Below are 24704 nucleotides of genomic sequence, written 5' to 3'. Positions count from 1 at the left end.
TTATATATCACTTGCGTAACTCCTAAAAAATTTCTTATCGGGGTGTGAAATTATTTCTATTTTTTTTCAAATGATTCATTGATCCTTATCTTAAAACAGTAACAGGCACTCCTTTTTTCGGAAAGCAATTTATGTGATCAATTCCATCCTTTTTATGGGGGATTTTTTATAAGGGAGTTTGTTAGACCGAAAGTTGTGGTCAGCAAATGTCTGGAGTTTGATCATTGCCGCTACAACGGGGACATGATAACCAGTCATATCGTGGCAAAACTCAAGGATTATGTTGACTTCCTGCCCGTATGTGCAGAGATGGAATCCGGGTTAGGGGTTCCCAGGGACCCTGTGAGGATTGTCTTGGAAGGCGGTGAGCAGAGGCTTGTGCAGCCTGCGACCGGCAGGGATGTCACGGAAGATATGAATGCCTTTTCCGCATCTTTCCTGGATTCTCTGGAAGCATTGGACGGTTTCATCCTGAAAAGCCGTTCTCCCTCATGTGGGACAAAAGATGTGAGAGTTTATCCTTCCACCGGAAAATCAGGGGCTGTTGAGAAAACTGCCGGGTTTTTTGCCCGGGAAGTTCTGGGGAGATATCCTTCTCTTCCGATTGAAGATGAAGGGAGGCTTCGAAATGCCCGGATTAAAGACCACTTTTTGACGAAACTTTTTGCTTTCTCCAGTTTTCGTAAAGTTAAGTATGAAGGCAGGATGAATGACCTTATAACTTTCCACACGGAAAACAAATTTCTTCTCATGGCTTACAACCAGACAGAACTCAAAGAACTGGGGCGGATTGTTGCAAATAAAGATCATAGGCCCATCTGGGAACTGATTCCTTTGTACCAGGTACATCTCTACAAAGCTTTTTCCAGGGCTCCCAGATACACTTCAAACATCAATGTGCTCATGCATGCCCTGGGGCATTTTTCGGAAGACCTCTCTGAACGGGAAAAAGCCTTCTTTTTTGAATGGGTCCAGAAGTATAGGGAAGGGAAGGTCTCGCTTTGTCCTGCAATAAACACAATAAAATCCTGGATTATCCGCTTTGAGGATAGGTACCTGATGAGGCAGACATTCTTCGATCCTTATCCTGAAGGTCTGATGGAAGTGGATCCTGTGCATTCTCACATGAGAGAAGACCTCTGGAAATGAGAGCTGCAAATCAGCATTAATCGATCTACTACATTCGAAACATAGGAGCACGAATCATCCATAATTAATTGCTTACTTCTGGAACTTAGAAGCACGAGTTATCTTAATTTGGTATTATTCCGGAAAAGAGAATCTGCCAGGTTATTCCTACTCTGGGATCGTTTTCCGGTAACATGTAAGGGGTTAATGGGGGTTTGAGAAGCTGAAGGGCTGGGGATGGGGTATTCTATGAGAGCAGAAACCAGGCTTTTTTTTCTCATGTTTATGGTTTTATCCGGATATCTCTTCTTCTGGCAAGTTTCAGATTATTCTCCTGAGATGGAACTTCCTGATAAAGGGCTTTCTGATGTGGAACTCCGTTCGAGGATTGAGGGGCCTTCCGGGGACTACGGGGTTCAGTCAGCTCCTTCAGGGGTAAAGATAACTGAAAAAGCTATGGAATCCGGAAAATCTTCAAGGACCTATTCCTGGAACTATGAAGGTTACCGCTGGCATCTTACGCTTTTGCTTGATGACGAACTCTATGGTGTATACAGGGAAAGAACGAGAAAAAGAGATTATGACCTTTTTGCCTCGGACCCTTATGATGATCCCCTTATCAAAAGCATAGCAAAGACCCTTCTTTCCCTTTCCGGGGATTACGGGCTAGATGAATCAAAGGTCCCGGGGCTTTGCATCTCTTTTGTCCAGTCCCTGAACTACAGTTCGGATCTTGTAAGTGCGGGGTATGACCAGTATCCTCGTTTCCCATACGAAACCCTTTATGACAGTGAGGGGGACTGCGAAGACACGTCTATCCTTTCCGTTGCAATCCTGCAGGAGATGGGCTATGATGTTGCGCTTCTGGAACTTCCCGAGCACATGGCTCTGGGAATTCACTGCGATTCCGGGACTGAAGGCAGGAGTTTTGAGTATGGGGGAGAGCAATACTATTACCTCGAGACCACCGGCAGTGACTGGAGGATTGGGGAGATGCCTGAAGAATACCGGGACAAGCCTGTACGTGTTATTCCGGTGTATAAACGTCCCCTGATACTCCTTGATTTCAGGGCACAGTGTGAATATTCTGATATGGAAGGGGTTGTGGATGTCAATGTCACAATGAGGAATGTGGGGTCCGAAAGAGCTGAGAACACTACAATCTACGTTGCCCTTCAGGCTCCGGATGAACTCGGGACATGGGACACTATAAAAAGTACCCCTCTCAGGGTTGAGCCTGAAGAAACCTATTACTACAGTGCAAAGGGGCTTCACGTTCCCGGAAAGGCAACATTCAGGGTATACGTGAGGGCCTTTGGGGAGGATGCCCTGACGGAGGAAATCATGAGTGATTGGGTCTCTCTTTAAAAATTCCGGGTTTTTCAGGGTTCTGATTCCGGACGTTCTATATGCACAAGCTGGGAATTGCCCAGCTTTTTTAAAAGGGGGAAAAAGTTAAATGATGAATCCTTAATTCTCATTACTCTTAAGAGATGCTTTAATATCCTATCTTACCAAAATACCTTTACGTCCAATCTTAAGCTCAAATCCTTTAAGGAGCTTTTAAAATCTTCAAAGAGGCCTTATAAATATTAAAAGGTGGCCTCAACCTCCCGGCACTCTCTGACCGGGTTTTCAGTAACTTCTTAAAATTGGTGGAACAATGAAAAAACTGTACCGATCAAGAAACAACAGGATGATTTTTGGAGTCTGCGGTGGCATAGGGGAATATTTTGATGTTGACCCTACCCTCGTAAGACTGGTGTGGCTGCTTTTTACTTTCTGGGGTGCTGGAATATTGGCTTATCTTATAGCCTGGATTATAATCCCTGAAGAACCCTGAAATGGGTTCTTTTGGAAAAAGTTACTTGCAAAACAAGGTCTACGTAAGGCAAAACAAGGTCTACGTAAGAAAAGGCATTCCCGGGATATCCGGGAAATGGCGGAATTAGGGTATTTTTACTTCAGGTGCCGTCCTGATTGAAGAGCTGGTCCACAAACCAGTCCGAGTCAAACTTTTTCAGGTCGTTGTAGCCCTGTCCAACTCCGAAGAAGAGTATTGGTTTGCCTGTGATATAGGCAATTGATATGGCGGCTCCTCCCTTGGAGTCAGCATCGATCTTGGTCAGTATGGACCCGTCAATTGGCACGGCCTCGTTAAACTGAGCTGCCCTCTCGACTGCGTCGTTTCCTGCAACTGCTTCGTCCACAAAGATCACAAGGTCGGGGGAACTTACCCTGCAGATTTTCTCCATCTGCACCATGAGGTTTACGTTTGTGTGCATGCGCCCTGCAGTATCAGAAAGTATGAAATCGGTCCCATGGGACTTTGCATACTGGACCGCGTCATATACGACTGCAGCGGGGTCAGCTCCGGCCTGGTGCTTGATCATCTTTACTCCGAGCCTGTTTGCATGGATCTCGAGCTGGTCGATTGCACCTGCCCTGAAAGTATCCCCTGCGGCAAGGACCACGGAGTAGCCCGAATTCTGGAGGTACCTTGTGAGTTTTGCAATGGAAGTTGTCTTTCCTGTTCCGTTTATGCCTACGAAGACGATGTGAACAGGTTTCTTCCTGTCCTTCACGAACTCATCGAAATCAAAGGTATTTGCAGATACCACTTCATGGATGGCTTTTTTCAGGGCTTCTTCAACAATCTCCCCTGTGTTGCTTCCTATGTGTTTTGTGGTGCCTGCTAGCTGGTTTTTCACGGACTCCACAATGGCTTCGGAAACTGTAAGGGCAAGGTCGCTTTCCAGAAGTGCCATCTCAAGTTCCCAGAGGGGCTCTTCCAGATCCTTGGAATCCAGGTAGACTTCCCTGTTAAAGACCAGGGCTTTTGCCTTCTTTGCGAACCCTACTTTCGGAACCTTTTTGAAAAATGATTTCTTTTCTTCCTTTTCTTCTACTGCAGGTCCGGTTTCCTTTTCAGCTTTCTCTTCTTTTCTTCCGGCAAGCGGAACTGCGGGCCTTGAGGGGGTTTCAGTTACAGTTTCCGGCTCTGCAGAGGCAAACTGCTCTTCAGGAGCGTGTTTGGCAATTTCATCGGCGGAAGTTTCAACTACCGCTTCAGGGGTTTCAGGAATTTCTTCTACTTCAGCTGCGTTTCCTTCTGCCGGTTCGAGAGCTACCGCTTTTTCGTCAATCGTTTTACTGAGTGATTTTTTGAAACTGCCAAGTTTATCTTTAAGTTTGTTAAACACAGGATCAATCCCGAAAGAAATCAGTAAAAAATAGATGAAGATTCAAATTTTTTGAATCTGATTTTTAAAGCTTTAAGTTTGCTGCGTTCCAGTTCAGGGCCTTGTTCTCAGGCTTCCTGGGGTTTATATTTTTCAGCTTCCGCTTCAAGAGCCTGCATGCCCTGCATGAATTTAGTCAGTGAAGCGTTCATTTGCTCGAGAATCTTTGTAAGCTGCTCCTTGCGACTGTTAAGGATTTCTATAGCTCCTTCCGCACTTTTTTCAGCGCTGAATCCGGCACCCAGGTTTACAACAACCTTATCCACGTTTTTGATTTCAGCGTGAACGAATGAGCCAAACCCTACCGGAACCATCGTTTCGGTTTCTTTGCCTTCTTCTCCTGCCTTCTTCAGCTCGTTGATGGTCGTGATAGCCTGGTCGCAGCTTGCAATGGAAGCCTGCACCATATTCATTTCTTGCCTGAGGGCTTCGGCCTGCCTCTGGAATTCCTGGTGCTTGGCTGCCAGATTCCTGATCTCTTCACTGACTTCTGGCATGCTTTTCACTCCTCAGCAACGCTTTCGATCTGGATCTGGCGTCTTTTTACTCCGTGCTTACTTCCGAAGATCGAATAAACCTTCTCCTCTGCATTTTTTTCGTTCTGGCTTTCGATCTTCTTTGTGAATTTTTCCCAGGAATATCCTGCTTTGAATTGGCCTTTGACTACAAAATTCTTCATCATAGATCACCATGCTCTAACTGTAACATTGTTCCGGAACAGATGGATGATATGATGCTTATTCAATGAACCCGAGGGAATCTTCAATTCTTCCCATTTCAGGTCCTGTGGTCTCGGAACCTACAACATACCCTTTCGAGTTTGCAAGTAGCCCTGAGCCCAGCATCTGGGTACCAAAGTTCGTTGTCCCGATCTCAACAGTGAGTCCGAATATCTCTTCCAGAAATTCGCTTTCCGGAGGAGTAACTTTCGGATGTACAAGGAGCCCTTTATTGGTTACGACTCCTGCCATTCCCACATTTTTTATTCCTGCAATCGTTCCTCTGTACACTTCTACTTTTAGAGTCTTGCCAATGACCTTCAGGGCATTATCGGACAATTCCGGGTGTACAAGGGCTGCAGTGTCATTTGCAAGCACGATGTTTCCCACTGCATTCAACTTGTCCGGGACAGTTCCGGCAGGAACTCCCGTGAGTTTCTGCAGTTCCTCAGTCCCCGAGCCTCTCGGAAACAGGAAGCCGTTTGAGTTTCCTCTGGAAATGGCTCCCACAACAACGCTTCCGCTCACAAGAGTCTCAATGACCCTTACACCCAGCAACTTTTCCAGCAGGGCACAGGTTTCGGGCTTTGTGCAGGGGGGAACGAGAGCAACGTCTTCGGTGCAGGTTGCAAAGACCCCAATTAATGGGGTTTCGTAAATATCCACTGTTCGAATCATGTCTTTTAACGCTTCAAGGTTCCTCTCTATGTTTACTGTGCAAGTTCTGCTTGCACTTCGCCGTCCGCGAATTTAACAGCACGGATCCGGATGGAGAGTGGGGGCTTTTTGCAGCCTCTTTCCCAAAGGCGTTCGTTAATTGATTTGTCCAGTTTGACCTGGGTCGGCTCCACCTTCAGGTGTTTTACAAGAAAGCTCCGAACTTCGCTTACTGCCCGGTTTGCTCTTTTCCAGGATGGGGCTTTCTTCACGTCTCTGAGAGGTACTGTATAAATCTGTTCTTTTACCACGTCATCTGCCATTTTACCCACCTATGTCGCTCATTTCACATCCAGGCTTCTTCTTCTCCAGTGCCTGCGCTTGGGATGAGTCACTACCTTCCGGTTTGTTTTCACAATAACCCACACTGGGACTCGTGTGTTCTGCCTGTGCGCCTTTGCAAGACGCTTCTTCTGTCCTTTCATGTTATGACTCAAGTGGATCACACCTGTTAACCTGTAAATTATAATTCTGTTAATTTGATGATTATTTCAGTATTTGATGATTATTTCCGGTATAATATGTTGAGATATAAACCTGAATTTTATTGGGATTCTAACCTTGCCTGGCCTGACGGATTCGGGTCAGATGCGGCAAATCCGGTAAGAGTTTCTGGTTTTCCCTTGCAATATCAGGGGGTTGAATATACTTGATTATTGTATAAATCTTTAATCCAGATTTTTCTCTTTCAGCTAACTTCCTGAATTCAAACGCTTCCTGCTGCTTTTTTTCCCGTTTTTCTGGAGAGCACATGGGACTGGATGTGGACCGGAAACAATTCGCTGATTTTCTCTTCTCCCTGAAGTTGTCGGATCAGTTCCCGAAGTTCGGTTTCGTAATCTGCTTTCTGGGTGGTTTCGCTTGGCCCTTCCTCAATTACCAGGTAGCGATCGACAAGGATATCCACGGCTTTTCTGCTGTACCCCTTAAGGGGGCAGATATACTGGACCCCGAACCTGTCTTCGATGCTCCTTATTCTGGGGGGCGCAAGCACAGGGACCCTGTCGTCCCGCCTGATGCCGTCCACAATGAATTTCACTTCCGCATCCGAGGCAAGGGTTTCGACGGCTTTTTCATGGATGTAGTTAATTGCGTTTTTCGGGAAACCGTCACGAATTATCATCCCGTATGCCTTTTCCAGAATCTCTCTTTCAAGGGGAATTACCCGATGCGGGAACTGCAACTCTTTGGCAGTTTTCTCCGCGATCTCTCCTGTAGGTAGCAGTCCGAAGTTGCAGGTTACAAGCTCAATCTCAAAAAATGGTTCCAACAGGAGGGCTGAGAGCGAACTGTCTTTGCCTCCGCTAAAGAGAACTGAGGCTTTCATTCTGCTTAAACCCGGGTTATGGAAGTATTGCGCTTTTTTGGCTGCATCTTTATCAGGAGCGTCTTCAGCTGATCGTCGTCTATTTTGGACTGAAGCCTCCCGCTCTGGGCGAGGGAGATTAGCTGAATTTCAAGCTGCTCTCCGAGGGCTGGTCTCGACATCTTCAGGGTTGTAAGACGTTCCCTTGCTTCAGGGGTCAGAATCTGCCTCAGGATTGCCTGTTTCTGGGCTTCCATTTCGGCTTTGGCCTGTTCCTGCTGGTAAGCTGCCTGCACGTCCGTAGGTTGCTGCTGGGCCTGCTGCTTCTGAATTTCTGCAAGCCGTCTCTTTCGGATTTCTTCTAGTTCATCATCCATTCCTGACAAGGAAATCACCAAAAAAACCGGTTTTTTTCAACATCCGGATTGGTATGCAAAGTTAAGGTCCGGGAAAGGGCTGCCGGAATTTTTACTGGCCCCTTTCGTAGGAACTTTACTTTTTCAGTACTTTGCGAGTCCCGGAATCGTTTCAATAAGTTCCTGCTTGAGTTCGTGGGAGGCGTTATCAAGCATCGAGCGTCCCTGGGGGGACACTGCACGTCCATCCCTTACCTTCTGCAGGAAGCCTGCTGCTTCGAGCTGCTGGACTGCTTTCCGGGCAATTGAACCGCTGCCCTTTGCTCTTTTGTAGGGCTGTGAACCTCTGTCCTTCCTTCCACCGTATACGGAGCGAAGCCTCTCGATCCCGACAGGTCCGTCTGCGTAAATCTTTCTCAGGATTGCGGCGCACCTGATATACCACCAGTCATTGTTAGCTGGAGGCATTTCCTTGTGGACGCCGGTTTTCACGTTTTCTGCCCACTCCGGGGGAACAATCTTATCATTTTCCTTAAGTATTCCTGCAACCTTTTCGATCAGTTCTGCTACAGGGACATCGTATACAGTTGTCATACTCTACTCCTTTTACGAATTACTTTGCTTTTTGAGGTCTCAGGGATTCTGGCCGATTTTCTTCCCTGAATCTGGTAGGTGTAACTCATTTTCTCTCGAAATTACGATATTCCTGTCCCTTTCGAGAGTTTAGACAGCTGGTTTACGTATTTGGACTCGATACGTATTGACTCAATGAACTTGAAAGGTTGGGGGCCTGCTGGCCCTATAACCCCGGTTAATATAATTCTAGTCTAAACTGAGACGAGATTGATAAACTTATTGGTTAATATATATCCTTTTAGGTAAGTGTCCTGGGTAAGCTTACTAGATGGCATTACTGTTTTTTAAAGGTTTGTGCCCTTCCCGGACCTACAGAGATGTAGCGGATTGGAACTCCCATAAGTTCTTCCAGCCTACTCACGTAGTTTCTGGCGTTTTCCGGAAGGTCCTCGAAAGCTTTCACTCCAGTCAGGTCGGCATCCCAGCCCGTGAGGTCCTCGTATACAGGTTCGCAGGCCTGGAGGTCTTCCGTAAGTTCAGGGGGATAGTCCACGGTTTCCCCTTTAAAGCTGTATCCCGTACAGATCCTGACCTGTTCCAGGCCTGTCAACACGTCCAGTTTTGTGAGGGCAATTTCAGTATACCCGTTCAGAGCGATGGCTTTTTTCAGGAGGGGTAGGTCAAACCAGCCGCATCTCCGGCCGCGTCCGGTGGTAGTCCCGAATTCACCACCGGCTTTCTGGATCTTCTCTCCCGTTTCGTCGGTGAGCTCTGTGGGCAGCGGGCCTTCCCCTACCCTTGTGATGTAGGCTTTTACAATTGCTGTTACGTTGTCCACTCTTGTGGGCCCTACCCCGAGGTTGGCACAGGCAGACCCTGAAATAGTAGAAGATGAGGTTACAAATTTCTGTGTCCCGTGGATGACGTCGAGGTGGGTGCCCTGGGCAGCTTCGGCCATAACGTTTTTCCCTGCATCGAGGGCTTCGTTGATTTCCCGGGAAACATCCGTGATACACGATGCAAACTTCTTGCCCAGTTCCAGGTATTTTTCGATCAGGTCCTGATCCCTGACAATTTCCGGATTCCCACCAAGTGCGGATATTTCCTTTTCCTTCTGGGGGGCAAGTTCTTCAAGCCTTGCCAGGAAACGTTCCCTGTCTGCAAGCTCGGCAAGGCGGACTTCGTCCCTTGCAACCTTGTCAATGTAGGCATAGCCGATTCCCCTCTTTGTAGTCCCGATCTTTTCGGTCCTGGCGGCTTCCCGTAACCCGTCCATCTCTATGTGGTAGGGCATAATGATACTTGTCTTAGCGTCGATTCCGAGCTTTGAGGCATCCACTCTTACCTTATGCTTTTCAAGCATTGCAATTTCTTCGGCAAGAACCTCCGGGTTCAGGACAACTCCAGGGCCTATCAGGACCCTTGCGTCCAGCAGGATGCCGGAAGGAATCAGGTGCAGCTTGTACACCTCGTCCCCTACTTTGACGGTGTGACCTGCGTTGTTTCCACCCTGAAAACGGGCAACAATATCATAATCTTTCGCGAGAAGGTCTACAATCTTTCCCTTTCCTTCGTCACCGAACTGTGCACCTGTGATGATCGTAAACATAACGCCCTGATTCGGGCTTAATCAATAATAAGGTTTTGATCGGGGTCGGAAGGACCCGGAAGATGCCGGGATATTCAGGGGAAATCATAATGAGTGCTTCATACAGAATGTGGAATATTCTGGATGCGAATTGCCAAGAATGCGGGCTGTCAAAAATATGAAATGTCCAATATGTGAAATGTTTCATCAACAATTTTGGTATAATTTGTCCTAGCAATCCGGGATGTTCTGGTCAATGTATTACTTATATGTATAAGGTCTCTTAGAAATCCCGATTTATTTATATATTGATATATATATGTGTATTTTTGAGAAGTTAATCCTTTTTTGTATATAGATGGCTTATTATGGAATTTTCTTCTTTATGGAATTCTTCTTTATGGAATTCTCTTCTTTAGAAAAAGGAACCTCTAAACATAATTAATGTAAGAAGCATCATGAGGATTGCGAGGATTATTGCGGTCTTTGCACTTTCCCCGTCACTTCCGAATATTATGGGGATCGGGCCAAGCATTATAACTCCTGCACCCTTAATTTTTGAAGATTTTTTTCTTTCAAAGTCGCTTCCCGAAGGGTTTCTTCCGGAATCTGTCCTTTTTTCAAAATCAGCCGCGTTTTTTAAATAATCTTCTTTTTCTGAATTACTTTCTTTTTCATATGAGTAATATCTTTCCTGTTCTAAACCCGAGCTTGCCCCGAAAGTCATGCCAGCTATAATAATCAGAAATCCGATGAAGATAATAAGAATTCCGAAGAGAACAAGTATATTTCCGCTCATCTTTGGGTTTTCCACAAGAAAAGGTATAGAATCATTATCACTAGGCCAAGTCCTAACATATTTGTTGTTATTTCTGGAGAGGTTCCAAAGGCGATCGGGATGGGTCCCAGCATGATCAATCCTCCCAGATGGCTGCTCCCTGGATGTTGTAACATTGTCAGGATAACACCTAACATCACTACAATAAAACCAACAAATGTAACCGTTGCGCCTACTTTTAGAAAATCTTCCGAGGATCGCATGTGAAGAGATATTATGCTTTTATTATTAAATGTATCCATTCAATTTTTTGTACTTGTTCTCTTCATTTTTCTTTTTTTTATACTGGTTATAAATTTATAAACCAGGTCTATTTAAACTAACTAGAAAACAAGATCACTATAGCTTTATTTTATTACTGTGCGGATTTTTGCTTTTTCCGACAAAAGTTCTGATCCTTTTCCAGGGGGAAATTTTTATATATGGGTTTTGTCCGGTATATCTGGGATGCAAGGACATAAATAAGATGCTGCATACTGTTTCCAGTACTGTAATGTTTCTACTACCTCTATACTGTACTCACTACAATCGCTATACTATACAGTACTGTAATGTACTGTCGCTGGATGTCTTGCTGTTTGGTCATTTCATTCATTCCTTCCGGTTTTCCGGCAGGTTCTTTTCCCGAAACCCTTTAATCATCTATTCCAAAATATGATATACACGTTGTACCTCATGGTACATTGTGCTCTAAAAGAGAATACAAAAAATCGATATATATTAATTAGATACCAGACCATTATTTAAGTAACGTGCAGAAGTGGGCTGCAGTCGCCGTAGGAATTTATATATATGGTTTTTATAATTGATATGGTATATTTATTGGCGGTATGTTAATATATTCGGGGTCAGGATAAGAACATGTTTAATCCGGCGCCTTTTAACCTACAATCGTCCCACTAAGTCCGAGAGTTAATATGAAAACAGGTTTCTGGCCATTAATACATATCGAGGTATGAAAAATATGCGGGTGTGATCATAATCATCTTTTCCGGATTTTCGTTAGCATTGCCTTTTGTACTCCTGCAGTACATGATTCAATTCCTTTATTCCACAGGTCCGGATACTACTACAAATCAGGTTTATGTGTACGAACCTGGCTTATAAAATCGAATTAGAACTATACTTCATATCAAGTTCATATCAAGTTCATATGAAGGATCAGGGTCCCACTCCACATCAGGATTTTACTCATATCAAGATCACATGATGACTCGGGATCGTACAACTAATTAAGGTCATATTCAGATAAAACAGGTGTTTTCAATGTCAGAAGACAGTGACTTGCAGTCTTCCCTGGAAGAGGTCAAAACCAGGGTAGAAACCCAGCTTGAGTGTGGGGAGATTGAAGCTGATGATGTTAAATCTCTCCTGACCGAAATCGAAATTCTGAAGGTTCAGAACGAGAACATGAAAGCCCGGCTCCTTGAGGCAAGCGTGGCTACGGGGCGGCACCTTCAGGAAATAAACAAGTTAAAAGCCCACCTGGAGCAGCTTACCGAGCCTCCTCTCTTTATTGCTACCATTCTGGAAGTGAACGGGGATATTGTCCTGATCAGGCAGCATGGGAACAACCAGGAAGTCCTGACCCAGATCCCGGAGGAATACCGTGGGAAGATCGATCCCGGAATGAGGGTTGCCGTAAACGGAGCTTACTCGATCATCTCCATTGTCAGCAGGGCAGCCGATGTAAGGGCTCAGGTAATGGAGCTTATCAACTCTCCGGGTGTGGACTACAGCATGATCGGAGGGCTTGACGATGTGCTTCAGGAAGTCCGGGAAAGTGTAGAACTCCCGCTTACCGAGCCTGAGCTCTTCGAGGACCTGGGAATTGAGCCGCCTTCGGGAGTTCTCCTCCACGGTGCCCCTGGTACGGGAAAGACCCTTGTTGCAAAGGCTATTGCCTCCCAGGCTAAGGCCACCTTCATTCGGATGTCCGGTTCGGACCTGGTCCAGAAGTTTGTTGGGGAAGGCTCCCGGCTTGTCAAGGACATCTTCCAGCTTGCCCGGGACAAGTCCCCAAGTATTCTCTTCATTGACGAAATCGACGCAGTGGGCAGCATGAGGACCTACGACGGGACCAGCGGTTCGGCAGAGGTAAACAGGACCATGCTCCAGCTGCTTGCGGAAATGGATGGTTTTGACCCCAAGGGCAATGTAAAGGTGGTTGCCGCAACCAACAGGATCGACCTGCTCGATCCGGCTCTTCTCCGTCCCGGCCGATTCGACCGGTCTATTGAAATCCCGATTCCGGACGAAAAAGGAAGAGTCGAGATCCTGAAGATCCACACCCGTAAGATGAACCTTGCTGATGACGTGAACTTCGAGAAGCTCGCAAAAGTAACAGCCGGAATGAGCGGGGCAGAACTCAGTGTAATTACCAAAGAAGCCGGGATCTTCGTGCTGCGCAGGCGCGGCAAACAGATTACCATGGCTGACTTCATGAAAGCTTACGACAAAGTCGTAAACGTTCAGGAAACCTCAATCCCTCAGGCCATGTTCGTGTAAGAGGATTTGATGGGTTGATTCGGCACAGAGTTCCGATATCTCCTATCAAAAATAACTATTTGCGGCCGACTGCTGGCATGAGCGAAATCCGCTCTCCGGCAGTTCCAATATTATTTTTAAACCTCAAACGAAAGCTTTATATTATATAAATCAGTTGAAGGTATGCTGTCTCAGTGGCAGTGTTTAATAATCAGCGTGCTCCGATAGTGTAGCTCGGCCAATCATTCAGGACTCTCACTCCTGCGACTGGGGTTCAAATCCCCATCGGAGCACTTTTCTTTTTACAACTTTTTTCACAGCTTTTTAGCGCGTTTATTACTTTTTCTTATAGCTCTTTTAGCTTTTTCATAGCTTTCCCTGAAGCTTATGCTTTTGTTTTCATCATATAGATGCCTTCTATTTCGATACCCGGCTTCTTATGGCTATGCCACTCCCTATGCTTCGGGTCCCAGCGCATCCCGGCTTTTTTGAGAAGCTCTTTTACCGGGTAAGTACTCCCTCTTGCAACCCATTTATAAGCTACGTTTTCTCTGTTTTCTCCAGCCAGGGTCCAATTTTGTGGCTGCCCTGGTTTTTTGCTAAAATCATCCCCCACTTCCTCCACCTTGTTTGATTTCTGAACTGCCGGGTAACTAACATATTGTTTTGTTATCGTGTCTACAGCTATTCCAAATAGATTTTCTTCTTCTCTGGTCCTTGCTATCATCTCGTCCGGGTCAAATCCTCCGTCTGACATTAAATTTCCCCCCATTTCCTGTGTAGGTTGTTCTGCATCTGTTATTCTGTATCTGTTATTCTGTATCTGTTATTCTGTATCTGTTATTCTGTGTCCGTCATTCCATAGCAATTCAGGACTTTTTTCCCTTTTTTTTGATTCGAAGATATATCTTGTTTATGTTTGCGGGGTGAAAGTATTATTTAATGAGGTACTAATCTGGAAAAAAATAAAAATTGGTCTCTATGGAATCCGAACTTTCCGATCTAGAAAAAAAACTCCGAGGCTACCTTTTCGGAAGTGCCTGTGGGGATGCCCTGGGGCGTCCTGTAGAACATCTCACCCTTGAGCAGATAAAGGCTAAGTACGGAGAAAAAGGGCTTCTTGAACTTCTTCCCGATTCTCCCTGGACTGACGATACGCAGCTTATGCTGGTCCTTGCAAGGGCTCTTGTCCTGGGGGGTGAGCGTGAGCCTTCGGAATTGATGGGCCTTCTTGCAGGGGAATTTGTCAAATGGCTGGATGAACCTGATCTTGGAGCAGGGGCAACCTCAAAAGGGGCAGCGCTTCGCCTCAAAGAGGGGGTTCACTGGCAAGATTCGGGCATCGAGTCCAAAACATGTGGAAGCCTCATGCGGGTGGGTATAGTTGGTTTTATCTATCGCAACGATCCTGATAAGCTGCAGGAGGTTGCTTCCCTTTCCGGAAAAATAACCCATTCCCACCCCACTTCAGATGCCGCGTCTATCGCAGGAGCCTATGCGGTAAAGCTTGCCCTTGACGGCATGGAGCCCTTAGATATGTTCTGTCCTCTTCTCAAAGTTACGGGTGGTATCTCAGAAGAATTTACGAATGCCTTGAAAGTCGCATATGAACTGGCTTTCGGGGATCTGAGTGATGAAGAAGCCCTTCGGGAAATCGGTCAGGGCTGGTATGCGGAAGAAACCTTTGCTCTTGCATATTTCTGCATGCTGCGCTATCCGGATGATTATAAAAAAGCGCTCCAAATAGCCGTAAACATTACCGGAGATTCCGATTCCGTAGGCTGCGTGGCCGGTGGGATCCTGGGGGCAAGACTGGGAATAGGCTCTGTACCTCCTGCCTGGGTTGAAGCTCTGGAAGGAAAAGCAGAGCTTGAAGCAATGGTTGGACCTTTGCTTGAAAAATATTTTGAGGTATCGGACCACATCTATGAAGTTCGCGGATCTTAAGGTATGGTTTTAATGTCAACTACCCCTCCCTAAAACCTTCGCCTGAAGGCTCGGGTTTTTGAGGAAGGGGCTTGCAAAAGCCCTGGTTGACCAGATTCCCGATTCGGAGCTTAGGAAAATCGGGAAACGATAGGAGCGAATTAGTTACCCTGGAATGCCGCCTCAGTTTCAGGCTCTAAGGAGGCAAGTTAAGCAGTCCTGAGAGGTAGGGACAGTGCTTGCATCATCAAACCGTTCCATATCTGATCGAGAGGAAGCCGGAAACCGTGATTGACTCCACAATCCCGGCTACGCATAACCCTATTCAATAGGAGCAATTACAAATGTTTGTATTTGTACTCAGCAAAGACGGAACCCCGCTCATGCCCACAAATCCGGCAAAGGCGAGGCTCTTGCTCAAAACCGGAAAGGCAAAAGTGATCCGAACCACGCCCTTCACAATCAAGTTACTTTTCGAAAGCAGTAGCTACACTCAGCCCGTAACTGCCGGGATGGATACCGGCTCGAAAACCGTAGGATGTGCCGCTATCGCTTCCGGAAAAGTGTTGTATCAGTCCGAAATCTACCTGAGAGAAAACGTTTCGAAAAAGATGGAACAACGGAAAATGTATCGGAGAAGCCGGAGAAGCCGGAGAAGCCGGAAGACAAGGTACAGGCCAGCAAGGTTTGACAACCGGGGAAATTCGAGAAGAGAAGGAAGGTTAGCTCCTTCCATCAAAAGCAAACTCGAATCTCATTTCCGGGAAAAACGGTTTGTGGAATCCATGCTTCCGGTAACGAAGTGGAAGGTCGAACTTGCTTCCTTTGATATCCACAAAATCAAAAACCCGGAAGTTTCCGGAACAGGGTATCAGGAAGGGGACCTTAAAGGTTTCTACAATGCCAAGGCTTACGTCCTGCACAGGGACGGCTACACCTGCCAGCATTGCAGGGGAAAGTCAAAGGATTCCCGACTACATTGCCATCACATCGTTTTCAGGTCAAAGCAGGGGTCAGATACCCCGGAAAACCTGATTACGCTCTGTGAAACCTGTCACACAGCCCTTCATGCCGGGGAATTCGAACTTTCAGGGAGAAGGTCAAACACGAAACATGCCACGGAAGTTGGTATTGTCAAGTCCCGGATCAAGAAATCCGGCTGGAATTTTGAAGAGGTTTTCGGCTACGAGACAAAATTCAAAAGAGAACAGGTTCTGGGACTCGAAAAAACTCATTATTTTGATGCGCTTGCTATCTGTTGTGGGGACAGTCAGATGCTAGAACCGGATGATACGGTCTACTTCAAAAAACATGTTCCTGCGGGAGATTATCAGCAAAGAAAAGGAAAGAGATCAGAGAAGAAAATACCTACCGGAAAGCTGTTTGGGCTCAGGAAATTCGATCTTGTAAAAACAGTTAAGGGGATCGGATTCATTCGAGGCAAACGGTCAAGCGGATATTTTTCAATCTCAGATCTCTTTGGAAACAAAATTTCAGATAGTGTCAATGTTAAGAAAAAATATAGGAGACTGAGTGCGAGAAGTACTACATTAGTTCAGATGGTACAGTTGACGCATTCCTCCCCCACCTGCCATTTCCAGCAAGCCGGAAATGTCGAGGAAGGTGTCTCCTGCTGAGGTAAGATGAAAGCCGATTCTTCGATAAATCCTGAAGCTTCGAGGGAACCGAATTCTTCGGATACTCATTTTGATGGCTCTAATTTTGACTTTTCCCAAAAAGGTGTTTACTGCCTTATATTTGAGAACCATGAGTGTGCCCTGCAGGTGGGGAAAAAAGGGGAGTTTTCTTTCAAAAGAGGCTATCACATTTATGTGGGGTCAGCACTTGGTCCGGGCGGGCTTAAGCGGATGCAAAGACATATAAGGCTTTCCAGGGACAAAGACAAAAATCCAAAGTGGCACGTGGACTATCTACACTTTTGTTCTGCATTCCGTCTGGTTTCGGCGGTCTGTGCCGCTACGCCGGAACGCCTTGAGTGCCTGCTGGCGGGAGCCATCGGCGGGCCCTGTGTTCCCGGCTTCGGGTGCACGGACTGTAAATGCAGGTCGCATCTTTTTTCCAGGGAAAAATATCCGTTATCTGATCTTTCGGGGGCGTTTGAAGGGCTGGGGCTTCGACCTTTCGTGCTTGAATTTTGAAGGTTTCCTTCGGGATACTACATTCGGTTTTTTCCTGGTCCCTGCCTTAACAGATCCGGTTTTTTAGATTTCATATTTCCTATTTTTTTCCTATATTTTTTCCTATTTATTTCTCTTCAACAATATTATACAGGAAAGCTTAAGGTTTCCAGATTTCTATAGAACATTAAAGGGAAGAACATAAATTGTTATTCGATCAGGAGATCTCTTATGGAACAGTTTTCGTTTATCGCCTGCATGCCGGATAAGCCTGGAGCTTTGCACAGGGCTGCCGAGATAATCACGAGGCACAGGGGAAACATTAACAGGATCCAGTACGATAGGAGGATCGATCAACAGACTGTTTTTTTTGAAGTTACGGCTTCTCCCGGGGCCTATGGGAAAATCCGTGAAGAACTGGAAAAGATAGGCTACCTTCAGACTTCCTTGCATCCTGTTGCGTTCCTCAAGTTCCATGTTTATCTCCCTAACCGGCCCGGGGCTTTATTCGAGCTTCTCAACTACATCACCTCGGCAGGGTCCAATATAACCTTCCTGGACTTCGACGACCGCGGGCAGCACCCCGAAAGGCTGGTTGTGAGCCTGAACGTCGAGAACACGGAACTGGTAGATTCTCTCCTGAACCGGCTCAAGTCCGGGTACAGGCTCGAGATCCTGGAATACGACACCACAGGGGAAAAGCTCGACGACACGGTTTTTTATCTCCGTTTTGCCCAGAAACTGCGGGTTTTTTTGGGGGACGCTGAGGACGAGTTCCTTATGAGGTTCCTGCACGACATTAACCATATTGCCCAGGAACTTTCAAATCTGGATAAGGACCCCCGGGAAGTTTTCGAGAATATACTTAAAGTTGGGGGGACTCTGAACCGGACTTCCGGATCCGGTTTTTATGCTGATGTACAGAGGTTCCGGATAAGGTGCGGTATCGAACTCTTTAGCTTCCAGCCCCCTTGCGGAGGCAATATTTATCTCTTTGACACTCCGGAAGAGCGAGTGATGATTGATTCCGGGTATGGGATATATTTCCCTGATCTCGTGAACATGCTCCAGCACTATGGGCTCGGGGACCTGAACCGGATAAAAAGGATCTACATCACTCACGCGGACGCCGACCACTGCGGGGCTGCTGGCTACTTCTCAGCTCCCTCTTTTCTGAACCGGGACACTCTGAAAGTCGCAAGGGAAACAAGCAGGGCTTACGGTTCCACTCACCAGGAGTGTATCCTCGAAGAGGTTTATACAAAGATGATCAACCTCTTTTCCAGGTTTAATCTCCCCACTAACATCGAAATTTTCCCCGATCTCCCTTCCCGGGAAGCAGATATTGAAAAAAGGGGTTCATTCCCGGTAATTGCTCGCTTCCGGATAGGGGGACTTGAGTTTGAAGCCCTTCAGGGACTTGGCGGGCACATGCACGGGGAAGTTCTCTACCTCTGTCCGGAAGAAGGGCTGCTCTTCCCCCAAGATACCCTGATAAACTTCAGGAGCCTGAGCCCGGAACGGACCGAGTACAACGTCCTGGCTGACTACCTTATGACCTCGGTAAACGTGGATAGTAACCTTGCCAGAGATGAAAGAAATGCCCTTTTCTCCCTCATCTCGGAACTTGATGCGGAACTTGCTCCTGAAGGTAAAAAGTGCATTGTCTGCTGCGGGCACGGTTCGGTTTCAGTGCTCGAGAATGGACGACTGCTAGTATACGGGAGTTCCGAGCGATACGGGGCAGGGAAATGAGGGTTAGTTGTCCTCTGTTCCTGACATAAATAAAATTAAATATTTCTATTGAGAATCTAATGTTTTAATGGAGGTTTTCCGGTCTTATGTTTTCGGAATTTGATTACTACATCCTGCAGGTCCTTAATTCCTTTTCTTTCCTGGACCATTTCATGCTTTTTATAAGCCTCAGGTTCGATTACTTCCTCTTTTTGATCCTTGCAGCTCTTTTTTATTTCCGGGGGAGAAATGAAGCCCTTTTCTACCTTTCTTTACTTTTAGTCTCCTGGAACCTGGCCCTGGCACTTAAACCCATTTTTGCGGTCCCGAGGCCTGAGGATATCCGCTTTGTGACCTGCACAACCGGTTATTCCATGCCCAGTGGGCATACTTTGATGTCTTTCGCCTCTGCGGTCTTTTTACACCCCAGAGCTGGAAAGTTGAAGCTGCCTGTTTGGATTTTTGCCGTACTTGTCAGCCTGAGCAGGATCTTTATCGGGGTCCACTACCCTTCGGACGTGCTTGTGGGAGCCATGATTGGCTGCTTACTGGGGCTGCTCTGGCTCTATGTGGAAAAAAAGCTGGTAAATGCAGGAATTTTCCGGGATATCTCTGGCTCGGAATAAATACTTGGTTAGCTGAAAGCAATCTGGATATCTGGAGGTGTTTTTCCCGTTTTTCTTAATGTTTTTCTCCATAATGATGTCTTGTCGAAAGCCGGAACCACGTCCAAATATTCCGTGAAATAAAGTATTTTGAAGGTGATGAGTCAGTTTTTCTTCTTCATCACCAAACATGCACATGCAAGGAGCATCAGGAAAGTGCCAGTTCCCGGCGCTGGAATCTTCTTTTCTTCCACGGGATTTTCATTGTTTTTTTCCATTTCCGAATCAATTTCCTCTGAATTCTTCGTGCTTGCCTTATCATGTTTCAAATCATTCTCTGGGGTAGGCAATATTTCCATTTTTTGTGTGACTTCGACTTCATTCGCATTCCCGGTTATTGCAAAAGGAGAAAAACCGGGGGTTTTCGCTTCTAAGTAGATATATTCCTCGTCCTGCATGACTTTTGAAGTCGGAAGCGAGTTCCATTGTTCATCACTAAAATGCTGGAAGGAAATTGAGTTCGGATCAATTTCCTTTTCAGCAATCCAGGTCTTGTTTACCCTGAAGCCCACGGTGGCATTGGCAATGTTCTCCTGAGTTGCGAAACCTTCGTTTCCGACCCAGATATTCAGGTGCCTATAGACCTCTCCTTCAGGTTCGGTCGGGGTCAAAAAGGACTTTCCTTTCAGTTCTTCTACAATGGTTGTGGTTTTTCCTGCAGTTCTTCTGGCTTCGAATTCCACATAGGCGACTGAAGTTGCTCCATGCGTGAAAGTGAAGCTGATGTGGTTTCCGTTTGTCACGAACTGCTGGGCCAGTTCCTTTGCCTGAACGTTGCTCGCAGGTTCCGGGGAGCCGCCTCCCCCGCCTCCGCCGGAAGACTTTCCTCCACTCGGAGAGCGGGGTTCTTTTCTCGTAACGTTTACCGATACACTGTCTGCGTTCCCTGCAGCATCAGTGGCATTTGCATAAATTGTGTTAACCCCTATGGAGAGTGGGACTGTTTTTGTAAAGGTCCCGCTGAAACCATCAAGCAATGTTTCTGCAGGAACGTCATTTACGGTCACTGAGGGTAATGTGCCCGTGCCATCTACAGTTCCATATACTGTTATTGAGTCCGAACCTGTCGAATCTCCTTCCAGGGGGGAGTTTATGTTGATTATTGGAGGGGTTGTGTCATTTATGGTTATGATGACGGTATCCTGTGTGCCATAATTATTAGCACTGTCGTTGTACTGTATGCTGTAGTTAAAAGCCCCAAGTCCGATATCCGTATCCACCGGGACTGATATTTTTGTAGAATTCTCCCATTGCATAAAGGGTGTGAGCTGTTTTCCGTCCCTTAATACCCGGTAATAGCCCGGATTTATATCAAAAAGTTTCCACCCTGTAAAGTTCGCGGTGCTATTTGCAGAGAACCTCGCGTCTCCCGGGGTTGTAGATGTAGGAGGTATCGTGTCCACAACAAAGGACCATGAATGAGTGGTCAGATATGTGGAATTGTCCGTAATGTTTACTGATATTCTGGTCATACCTTCGGGGTACTCCCGGACCTCCAGTTCCTCAACTCTGTATCCGCTAGCAATTCGGATGGCATTAACTTCCACAGGTAAACCGTTGATTGTCATATTAATGGAAGCCGGACTTATTCCCTCGTTTCCTTCAGTAATGTTTACAGATACCTTTGCAACGTTGTTATTCAGGTATGAGCCGTCAAGCGGGCATTCTCCGCTAAATGAAGGGGGCTCAAATACTTGCACAAGGGCGGTTTCATTTATTTCTCCGCTTTCTGCTGTAATCGTAGTTTTACCTGGTTTTAGGGCGGTAAACACTCCTGTGGTATCATTTATGGTTCCAACCGTAGTATTGCTGCTGGAAAGTGTTCGATCCGCATCAAAATGGTTCCCGTACTGGTCCAGCGTACTTACATTTAACTTAATTGTGCCTCCGACAGCAATTTTCGAGTAGGCCGGGGTGATATTAATCATGTCCAACCTGGGGAATTCGCCCGTTGCCCCTGACAGGACTAAAGCGAAAGGTTGTGGTCCCTGCGGGATATTGAACCCGTTTACCTTTACGGTGTACAGTCCTTTTTCCGGGTTTTGTATCTCGACCTGTTCAACGTTGTTATTGTGGTCCGCTTCCGTGTGTTGTGTATCTCCGGGTCCGGTCACATAGAGGTCGAGGTCATTGACGAGAGTGACTTCCGCCGGGAGATCTGCCGGATAATCGGTCCATACCAGCGTCACCTTGAGGGACTCCGAGCTGTTGTTGATGTAATATTTATTCTCATAGCTTTCCCCTCCCCGGATTTCCAAACCATCGGAAAAGTGTATTCTGCGTTCTCCTGCCGGGTAGAGGGTTTTTCCAATATCCAGCCTGCCCCATCCCTGGGAGAAGTCCGGACATCCGCTTATCTCCCTATTGCCTTCTGTCCCATACTGGCCCGGAGACATATTATGGGCTCCGTTTATGATTGTGGCTTTTATCAATGCGGCAGAGGGGGTTGTATTCAGTTTGTCCATATAGTTCTGCCTGACAAGGGCTGCCGCACCTGCGGTTATGGGTGTTGACATGCTAGTGCCTCCCATATACACATAATTCTCATTGATGTATCCCCATCCATCGGAATCTGCCAGACTCGACCGTGTGGATGCTATGTATGTGCCCGGCGCCACGATGTCGGGCTTTATCCGTCCGTCATCAGTCGGGCCTCTGCTGCTGAATGCTGCCACTCCCTCTATATTGTCTGATACGCGATCTTCTGCAATCGGATTTGCCGGGTAATCACCCGGCCAGTAAGTTCCCCAGGTTCCAACTATCTCCGGCCTATAATTTTCTGAGGCTCCAACTGATATGCAGTTCTTTGCGGTCGCCGGGGAACCTATTGAATCGAGGTCAACAACCCCGTCTCCATTTGAATCGGTTCCTGAATTGCCTGCTGAAAAGAGAATTAGCATTTCCGGATGGTCCCACATAAATTGATCCGCATATTGTGAATAAATAGTATATATTCCGTTAGCGTCACTACCCCAGCTGTTCGTATGTATTCTTGTTCCATTATCGTATGCAGGCTGGATAAGTTCTGTTAAGTTATCGGGGACAGAAAGATACTCTGAATTGTTCACACCAACGGCTTCAAAAACCAGTTCAGCTTCCGGGGCCATGCCTCTCACCCCTCCCCCCGAAGCAGTCCCGTTCCCGAGGACAGATCCGGTAACATGGGTTCCGTGCCCGTCCGGATCCATTGCGCCGTCCCCGCTAAAATCTATAATGTCTAGAATTCTTCCCCGGATGTCAGGGTGCATTGATGCATCGTTGACTCCGGTATCCAGTCCCGAATCTGCAACGCAAACAATTTGCCCTTTGCCTGTCAGGTTGTATTCCTCATTTATTCCGGAAACACCTGTAATATTTCTTGCAACGTCGTTGTAAAGCACGGCAGGGACGGATTTTTCGATCCATTTTACTTCCCTTAGGGCTGCAATGCCTGGGATTTTGTCCGGGTCGAGTGTTGTCCTGATCAACTCTCCCGAGTTCTCGTGAATTGTCCCTCCTCGGGCTTCAAGGGCCGTGGAGACATTTGCGCTGTCTTTTGCTGCAAAAAGAACGACAATTATCTCTTCTTCTCCTTCTCCATCCGGTCCTGACAGTTCGGGGCTTATCTTATACTCCGGATCGTAGCCCCCGACCCAGCGAACTTCTTCAAGGGCTTCAACTCCGGCTCTTTCCGAGGAATTCATTCCTACGAGATAAGCATTATTAGGGACATAGCCAAGAATCTCTGCCCCTTTACATTTCAGGTTCTTTTTCCATTCCTCCGTTATGTGCCCATCAAACTGTACTATAAAGTAATTTTCTGAGTTGTAAGTTTCAGGGGTAGAAGGGGTTTTTTCCGCTTCATCAATGCTCGTTTGAAGTTCTCTTCCTTTTTCAGGGGTTTCAAAGCGGGTGTTTTTCAACAAAATTCTGTTTGTATGATTTTCAGAATATTGTGGCTCTGCAAACCTATCCGTAGAAACTGTAAAATTATCTTTGACGAACCTATTTTCCGAAAATTCCGTATTTTTCTTCTCCATGCCGCTATCTGAAACTCCTGAAGCGGTACTGAGTACCAGAGAACCAATTATCAGGGTTACAAGCAATAAAAAGCCGTTTTTCACCGTGAACTTCCTCCATTCAGAATCATAATTTTCTAAATGTTGGATGTCATTGATACTTTATTATATTTTTTCCTGTTTTCGGCTTTTCCATTTATTCCTTTTTAATGTAGGAAAGTAACTTTTTTGAGAATCAATGGGTTTGAAAGCTCTATTTCCGGTATTTGATTGCAAAAAAAGAGGATTTGGAAAAAAGAGCTTTATTCTGTCAGTACTCGTACTATCTCGAAAGCGCCATGAAACAAAGCTCTCAAATGGAATTGCTGCGGTGTAAATATGAAATTATCATATCTACTATCTATCCACTATCATAGCTATAGTAAACTCAGTTCTAAAATGGTATATGCGAGGGGTGCGATTCGAACGCACGAATTCCTACGAAAATGGGTCCTAAGCCCATCGCCTTTGACCTCTGGGCAACCCTCGCACTTGGTTGGCTCTATTCCGTCCGCGATTAATACGAAAAATAGAAACATATCAGGATTCTAAAAAGCGGAAAAATGCGCCGACCGGGATTCGAACCCGGGTTTTGGGCTTGGAAGGCCCAAGTCATAGCCACTAGACCATCAACGCAAACTGCAACACCTCTAGAGGTATTTGTCAGATATAACGTTTTCGCTTGACATTTATTATTATTTCCGATCTTTTTTCTTTTTTACCGGAAATCTTTAAAAATCCAGGGTTTTTTTCACCCTTGTTTGTGAAATTTCTCCATCCCACTTCCACTTCTCCTTAAAGTTGTGTGGATTTTCTTCCTGCGGGCAAAACCCATGGTGGGTCTCCACCTTCGATCTATTTCGTTTTTTCTCCGTCTTTTCTCCGTCTTTTCTCCGTCTTTTCCTCTCTGTTAAATACGTGGTGTCCTGTTTCGGGAACGAAGAAACCATGCAGTGTTTGTCGACACGGTATATGATGAAGCTGTTCTGTACTTCATGTTGGAGGTCTCCTTCCTGTATGGCCTGAATTTTCTGGAAGAAATGTTGGGTCGAATTGTCAGGATAGGGTTGTCAGCTGGTTTTTACTGATCGAATCGCAGGGTCAAATTACCTGTTAGAGTTGTCAGTTGAGGTTGCCGTGACAGCAACGAGATATCAGAAGGCACAAAATGTCAAATTATCAGTTAGAGTTGTCAGTTGAGGTTGCCTAATCTAATTTTCAGGTGGGTTCTCATGTAGGTTGCCAGA

Annotated in this window: 24 protein-coding genes and 3 tRNA genes; 10 read left to right on the top strand and 17 right to left on the bottom strand. The window is 46.2% G+C overall.

Annotation, left to right across the window (positions count from 1 at the left end; genetic code table 11):
- Nucleotides 1-195 precede the first annotated feature (195 nt).
- The 3 genes from ACSAZK_RS07170 (at nucleotide 196) to ACSAZK_RS07160 (ending at nucleotide 2971) form a co-directional block, all read left to right on the top strand.
- Entirely contained in the window at nucleotides 196-1149 is a 954-nt protein-coding gene (locus tag ACSAZK_RS07170; RefSeq protein ID WP_440956674.1) for a YbgA family protein, read from the top strand.
- A gap of 228 nt (nucleotides 1150-1377) precedes the next feature.
- A complete protein-coding gene (locus ACSAZK_RS07165) occupies nucleotides 1378-2496 on the top strand; it encodes a hypothetical protein (RefSeq protein WP_440956673.1) in 1119 nt (372 codons plus the stop codon).
- Nucleotides 2497-2791: 295 nt separating this feature from the next.
- A complete protein-coding gene (locus ACSAZK_RS07160) occupies nucleotides 2792-2971 on the top strand; it encodes a PspC domain-containing protein (RefSeq protein WP_048177708.1) in 180 nt (59 codons plus the stop codon).
- 121 nt (nucleotides 2972-3092) lie between these two features.
- On the opposite strand, the gene ftsY is transcribed toward ACSAZK_RS07160, so the two are convergent.
- The 12 genes from ftsY to ACSAZK_RS07100 form a co-directional block, all read right to left on the bottom strand.
- Entirely contained in the window at nucleotides 3093-4331 is a 1239-nt protein-coding gene (gene ftsY, locus ACSAZK_RS07155; RefSeq protein WP_440956672.1) for a signal recognition particle-docking protein FtsY, read from the bottom strand.
- A gap of 107 nt (nucleotides 4332-4438) precedes the next feature.
- Nucleotides 4439-4867 carry a prefoldin subunit alpha gene (pfdA, locus tag ACSAZK_RS07150; RefSeq protein ID WP_440956671.1) on the bottom strand — a complete coding sequence of 143 codons (429 nt, stop codon included), beginning with the start codon at nucleotides 4865-4867 and terminating at the stop codon, nucleotides 4439-4441.
- 5 nt (nucleotides 4868-4872) lie between these two features.
- Nucleotides 4873-5049: a 50S ribosomal protein L18Ae gene (rpl18a, locus tag ACSAZK_RS07145; RefSeq protein ID WP_440956670.1), complete on the bottom strand. Its 177-nt coding sequence runs from the start codon at nucleotides 5047-5049 to the stop codon at nucleotides 4873-4875.
- Nucleotides 5050-5107: 58 nt separating this feature from the next.
- Nucleotides 5108-5767 carry a translation initiation factor IF-6 gene (locus ACSAZK_RS07140; protein ID WP_440956669.1) on the bottom strand — a complete coding sequence of 220 codons (660 nt, stop codon included), beginning with the start codon at nucleotides 5765-5767 and terminating at the stop codon, nucleotides 5108-5110.
- 32 nt (nucleotides 5768-5799) lie between these two features.
- On the bottom strand, nucleotides 5800-6069 hold the full coding sequence (locus ACSAZK_RS07135; RefSeq protein ID WP_440956668.1) for a 50S ribosomal protein L31e: 270 nt from the start codon (nucleotides 6067-6069) through the stop codon (nucleotides 5800-5802).
- Nucleotides 6070-6087: 18 nt separating this feature from the next.
- Nucleotides 6088-6243, bottom strand: a complete 156-nt coding sequence (locus ACSAZK_RS07130; RefSeq protein WP_082090473.1) for a 50S ribosomal protein L39e — start codon at nucleotides 6241-6243, stop codon at nucleotides 6088-6090.
- A 269-nt stretch (nucleotides 6244-6512) separates the two neighbouring features.
- Nucleotides 6513-7133, bottom strand: coding sequence for a DUF7411 family protein (locus ACSAZK_RS07125; protein WP_440956667.1), 621 nt, complete (start codon nucleotides 7131-7133; stop codon nucleotides 6513-6515).
- Between the two features lie 5 nt (nucleotides 7134-7138).
- Nucleotides 7139-7507: a DNA-binding protein gene (locus ACSAZK_RS07120; protein WP_440956666.1), complete on the bottom strand. Its 369-nt coding sequence runs from the start codon at nucleotides 7505-7507 to the stop codon at nucleotides 7139-7141.
- 105 nt (nucleotides 7508-7612) lie between these two features.
- Nucleotides 7613-8062 carry a 30S ribosomal protein S19e gene (locus ACSAZK_RS07115; protein WP_440956665.1) on the bottom strand — a complete coding sequence of 150 codons (450 nt, stop codon included), beginning with the start codon at nucleotides 8060-8062 and terminating at the stop codon, nucleotides 7613-7615.
- Between the two features lie 316 nt (nucleotides 8063-8378).
- Entirely contained in the window at nucleotides 8379-9653 is a 1275-nt protein-coding gene (locus ACSAZK_RS07110; protein WP_440956664.1) for an adenylosuccinate synthase, read from the bottom strand.
- A gap of 394 nt (nucleotides 9654-10047) precedes the next feature.
- On the bottom strand, nucleotides 10048-10431 hold the full coding sequence (locus tag ACSAZK_RS07105; protein ID WP_440956663.1) for a TIGR00304 family membrane protein: 384 nt from the start codon (nucleotides 10429-10431) through the stop codon (nucleotides 10048-10050).
- Entirely contained in the window at nucleotides 10428-10712 is a 285-nt protein-coding gene (locus ACSAZK_RS07100; protein WP_440956662.1) for a TIGR00304 family membrane protein, read from the bottom strand. The genes ACSAZK_RS07105 and ACSAZK_RS07100 overlap by 4 nt, the downstream gene beginning before the upstream one ends.
- Nucleotides 10713-11736: 1024 nt before the next feature.
- Here ACSAZK_RS07100 and ACSAZK_RS07095 point away from each other — a divergent pair.
- Both ACSAZK_RS07095 and ACSAZK_RS07090 read left to right on the top strand, forming a co-directional pair.
- The gene (locus ACSAZK_RS07095; protein ID WP_440956661.1) at nucleotides 11737-12978 is read left to right on the top strand and encodes a proteasome-activating nucleotidase; all 1242 of its coding nucleotides are present in this window, start codon (nucleotides 11737-11739) and stop codon (nucleotides 12976-12978) included.
- Nucleotides 12979-13175: 197 nt separating this feature from the next.
- Nucleotides 13176-13250: transfer RNA gene (locus ACSAZK_RS07090), tRNA-Glu, on the top strand.
- 92 nt (nucleotides 13251-13342) lie between these two features.
- Here the strand turns inward: ACSAZK_RS07090 and ACSAZK_RS07085 are convergent.
- Nucleotides 13343-13714 (bottom strand): hypothetical protein, encoded by a 372-nt coding sequence (locus ACSAZK_RS07085; RefSeq protein WP_440956660.1) that lies wholly within the window; start codon nucleotides 13712-13714, stop codon nucleotides 13343-13345.
- Between the two features lie 224 nt (nucleotides 13715-13938).
- Here ACSAZK_RS07085 and ACSAZK_RS07080 point away from each other — a divergent pair, with 224 nt between their 5' ends.
- The 5 genes from ACSAZK_RS07080 (at nucleotide 13939) to ACSAZK_RS07060 (ending at nucleotide 19381) form a co-directional block, all read left to right on the top strand.
- Nucleotides 13939-14904 carry an ADP-ribosylglycohydrolase family protein gene (locus tag ACSAZK_RS07080; RefSeq protein WP_440956659.1) on the top strand — a complete coding sequence of 322 codons (966 nt, stop codon included), beginning with the start codon at nucleotides 13939-13941 and terminating at the stop codon, nucleotides 14902-14904.
- A 323-nt stretch (nucleotides 14905-15227) separates the two neighbouring features.
- The gene (iscB, locus tag ACSAZK_RS07075) at nucleotides 15228-16520 is read left to right on the top strand and encodes an RNA-guided endonuclease IscB (RefSeq protein ID WP_440956658.1); all 1293 of its coding nucleotides are present in this window, start codon (nucleotides 15228-15230) and stop codon (nucleotides 16518-16520) included.
- A gap of 6 nt (nucleotides 16521-16526) precedes the next feature.
- The gene (locus ACSAZK_RS07070; RefSeq protein WP_440956657.1) at nucleotides 16527-17042 is read left to right on the top strand and encodes a GIY-YIG nuclease family protein; all 516 of its coding nucleotides are present in this window, start codon (nucleotides 16527-16529) and stop codon (nucleotides 17040-17042) included.
- Between the two features lie 210 nt (nucleotides 17043-17252).
- Nucleotides 17253-18776, top strand: a complete 1524-nt coding sequence (locus tag ACSAZK_RS07065) for an MBL fold metallo-hydrolase (RefSeq protein WP_440956656.1) — start codon at nucleotides 17253-17255, stop codon at nucleotides 18774-18776.
- An 86-nt stretch (nucleotides 18777-18862) separates the two neighbouring features.
- The gene (locus ACSAZK_RS07060) at nucleotides 18863-19381 is read left to right on the top strand and encodes a phosphatase PAP2 family protein (protein WP_440956655.1); all 519 of its coding nucleotides are present in this window, start codon (nucleotides 18863-18865) and stop codon (nucleotides 19379-19381) included.
- A gap of 143 nt (nucleotides 19382-19524) precedes the next feature.
- On the opposite strand, the gene ACSAZK_RS07055 is transcribed toward ACSAZK_RS07060, so the two are convergent.
- The 4 genes from ACSAZK_RS07055 to ACSAZK_RS07040 form a co-directional block, all read right to left on the bottom strand.
- Entirely contained in the window at nucleotides 19525-23322 is a 3798-nt protein-coding gene (locus tag ACSAZK_RS07055; protein ID WP_440956654.1) for a PGF-pre-PGF domain-containing protein, read from the bottom strand.
- A 542-nt stretch (nucleotides 23323-23864) separates the two neighbouring features.
- Nucleotides 23865-23947 (bottom strand) — tRNA-Leu (locus ACSAZK_RS07050).
- 74 nt (nucleotides 23948-24021) lie between these two features.
- Nucleotides 24022-24093 (bottom strand) — tRNA-Gly (locus ACSAZK_RS07045).
- Nucleotides 24094-24188: 95 nt separating this feature from the next.
- Nucleotides 24189-24407: a hypothetical protein gene (locus ACSAZK_RS07040; RefSeq protein ID WP_440956653.1), complete on the bottom strand. Its 219-nt coding sequence runs from the start codon at nucleotides 24405-24407 to the stop codon at nucleotides 24189-24191.
- Between the last annotated feature and the right edge of the window lie 297 nt (nucleotides 24408-24704).

The organism is Methanosarcina sediminis (genome assembly GCF_052056915.1).
Taxonomy (GTDB): Archaea; Halobacteriota; Methanosarcinia; order Methanosarcinales; family Methanosarcinaceae; genus MTP4.
This window is presented reverse-complemented; position numbering and strand designations above follow the sequence as displayed.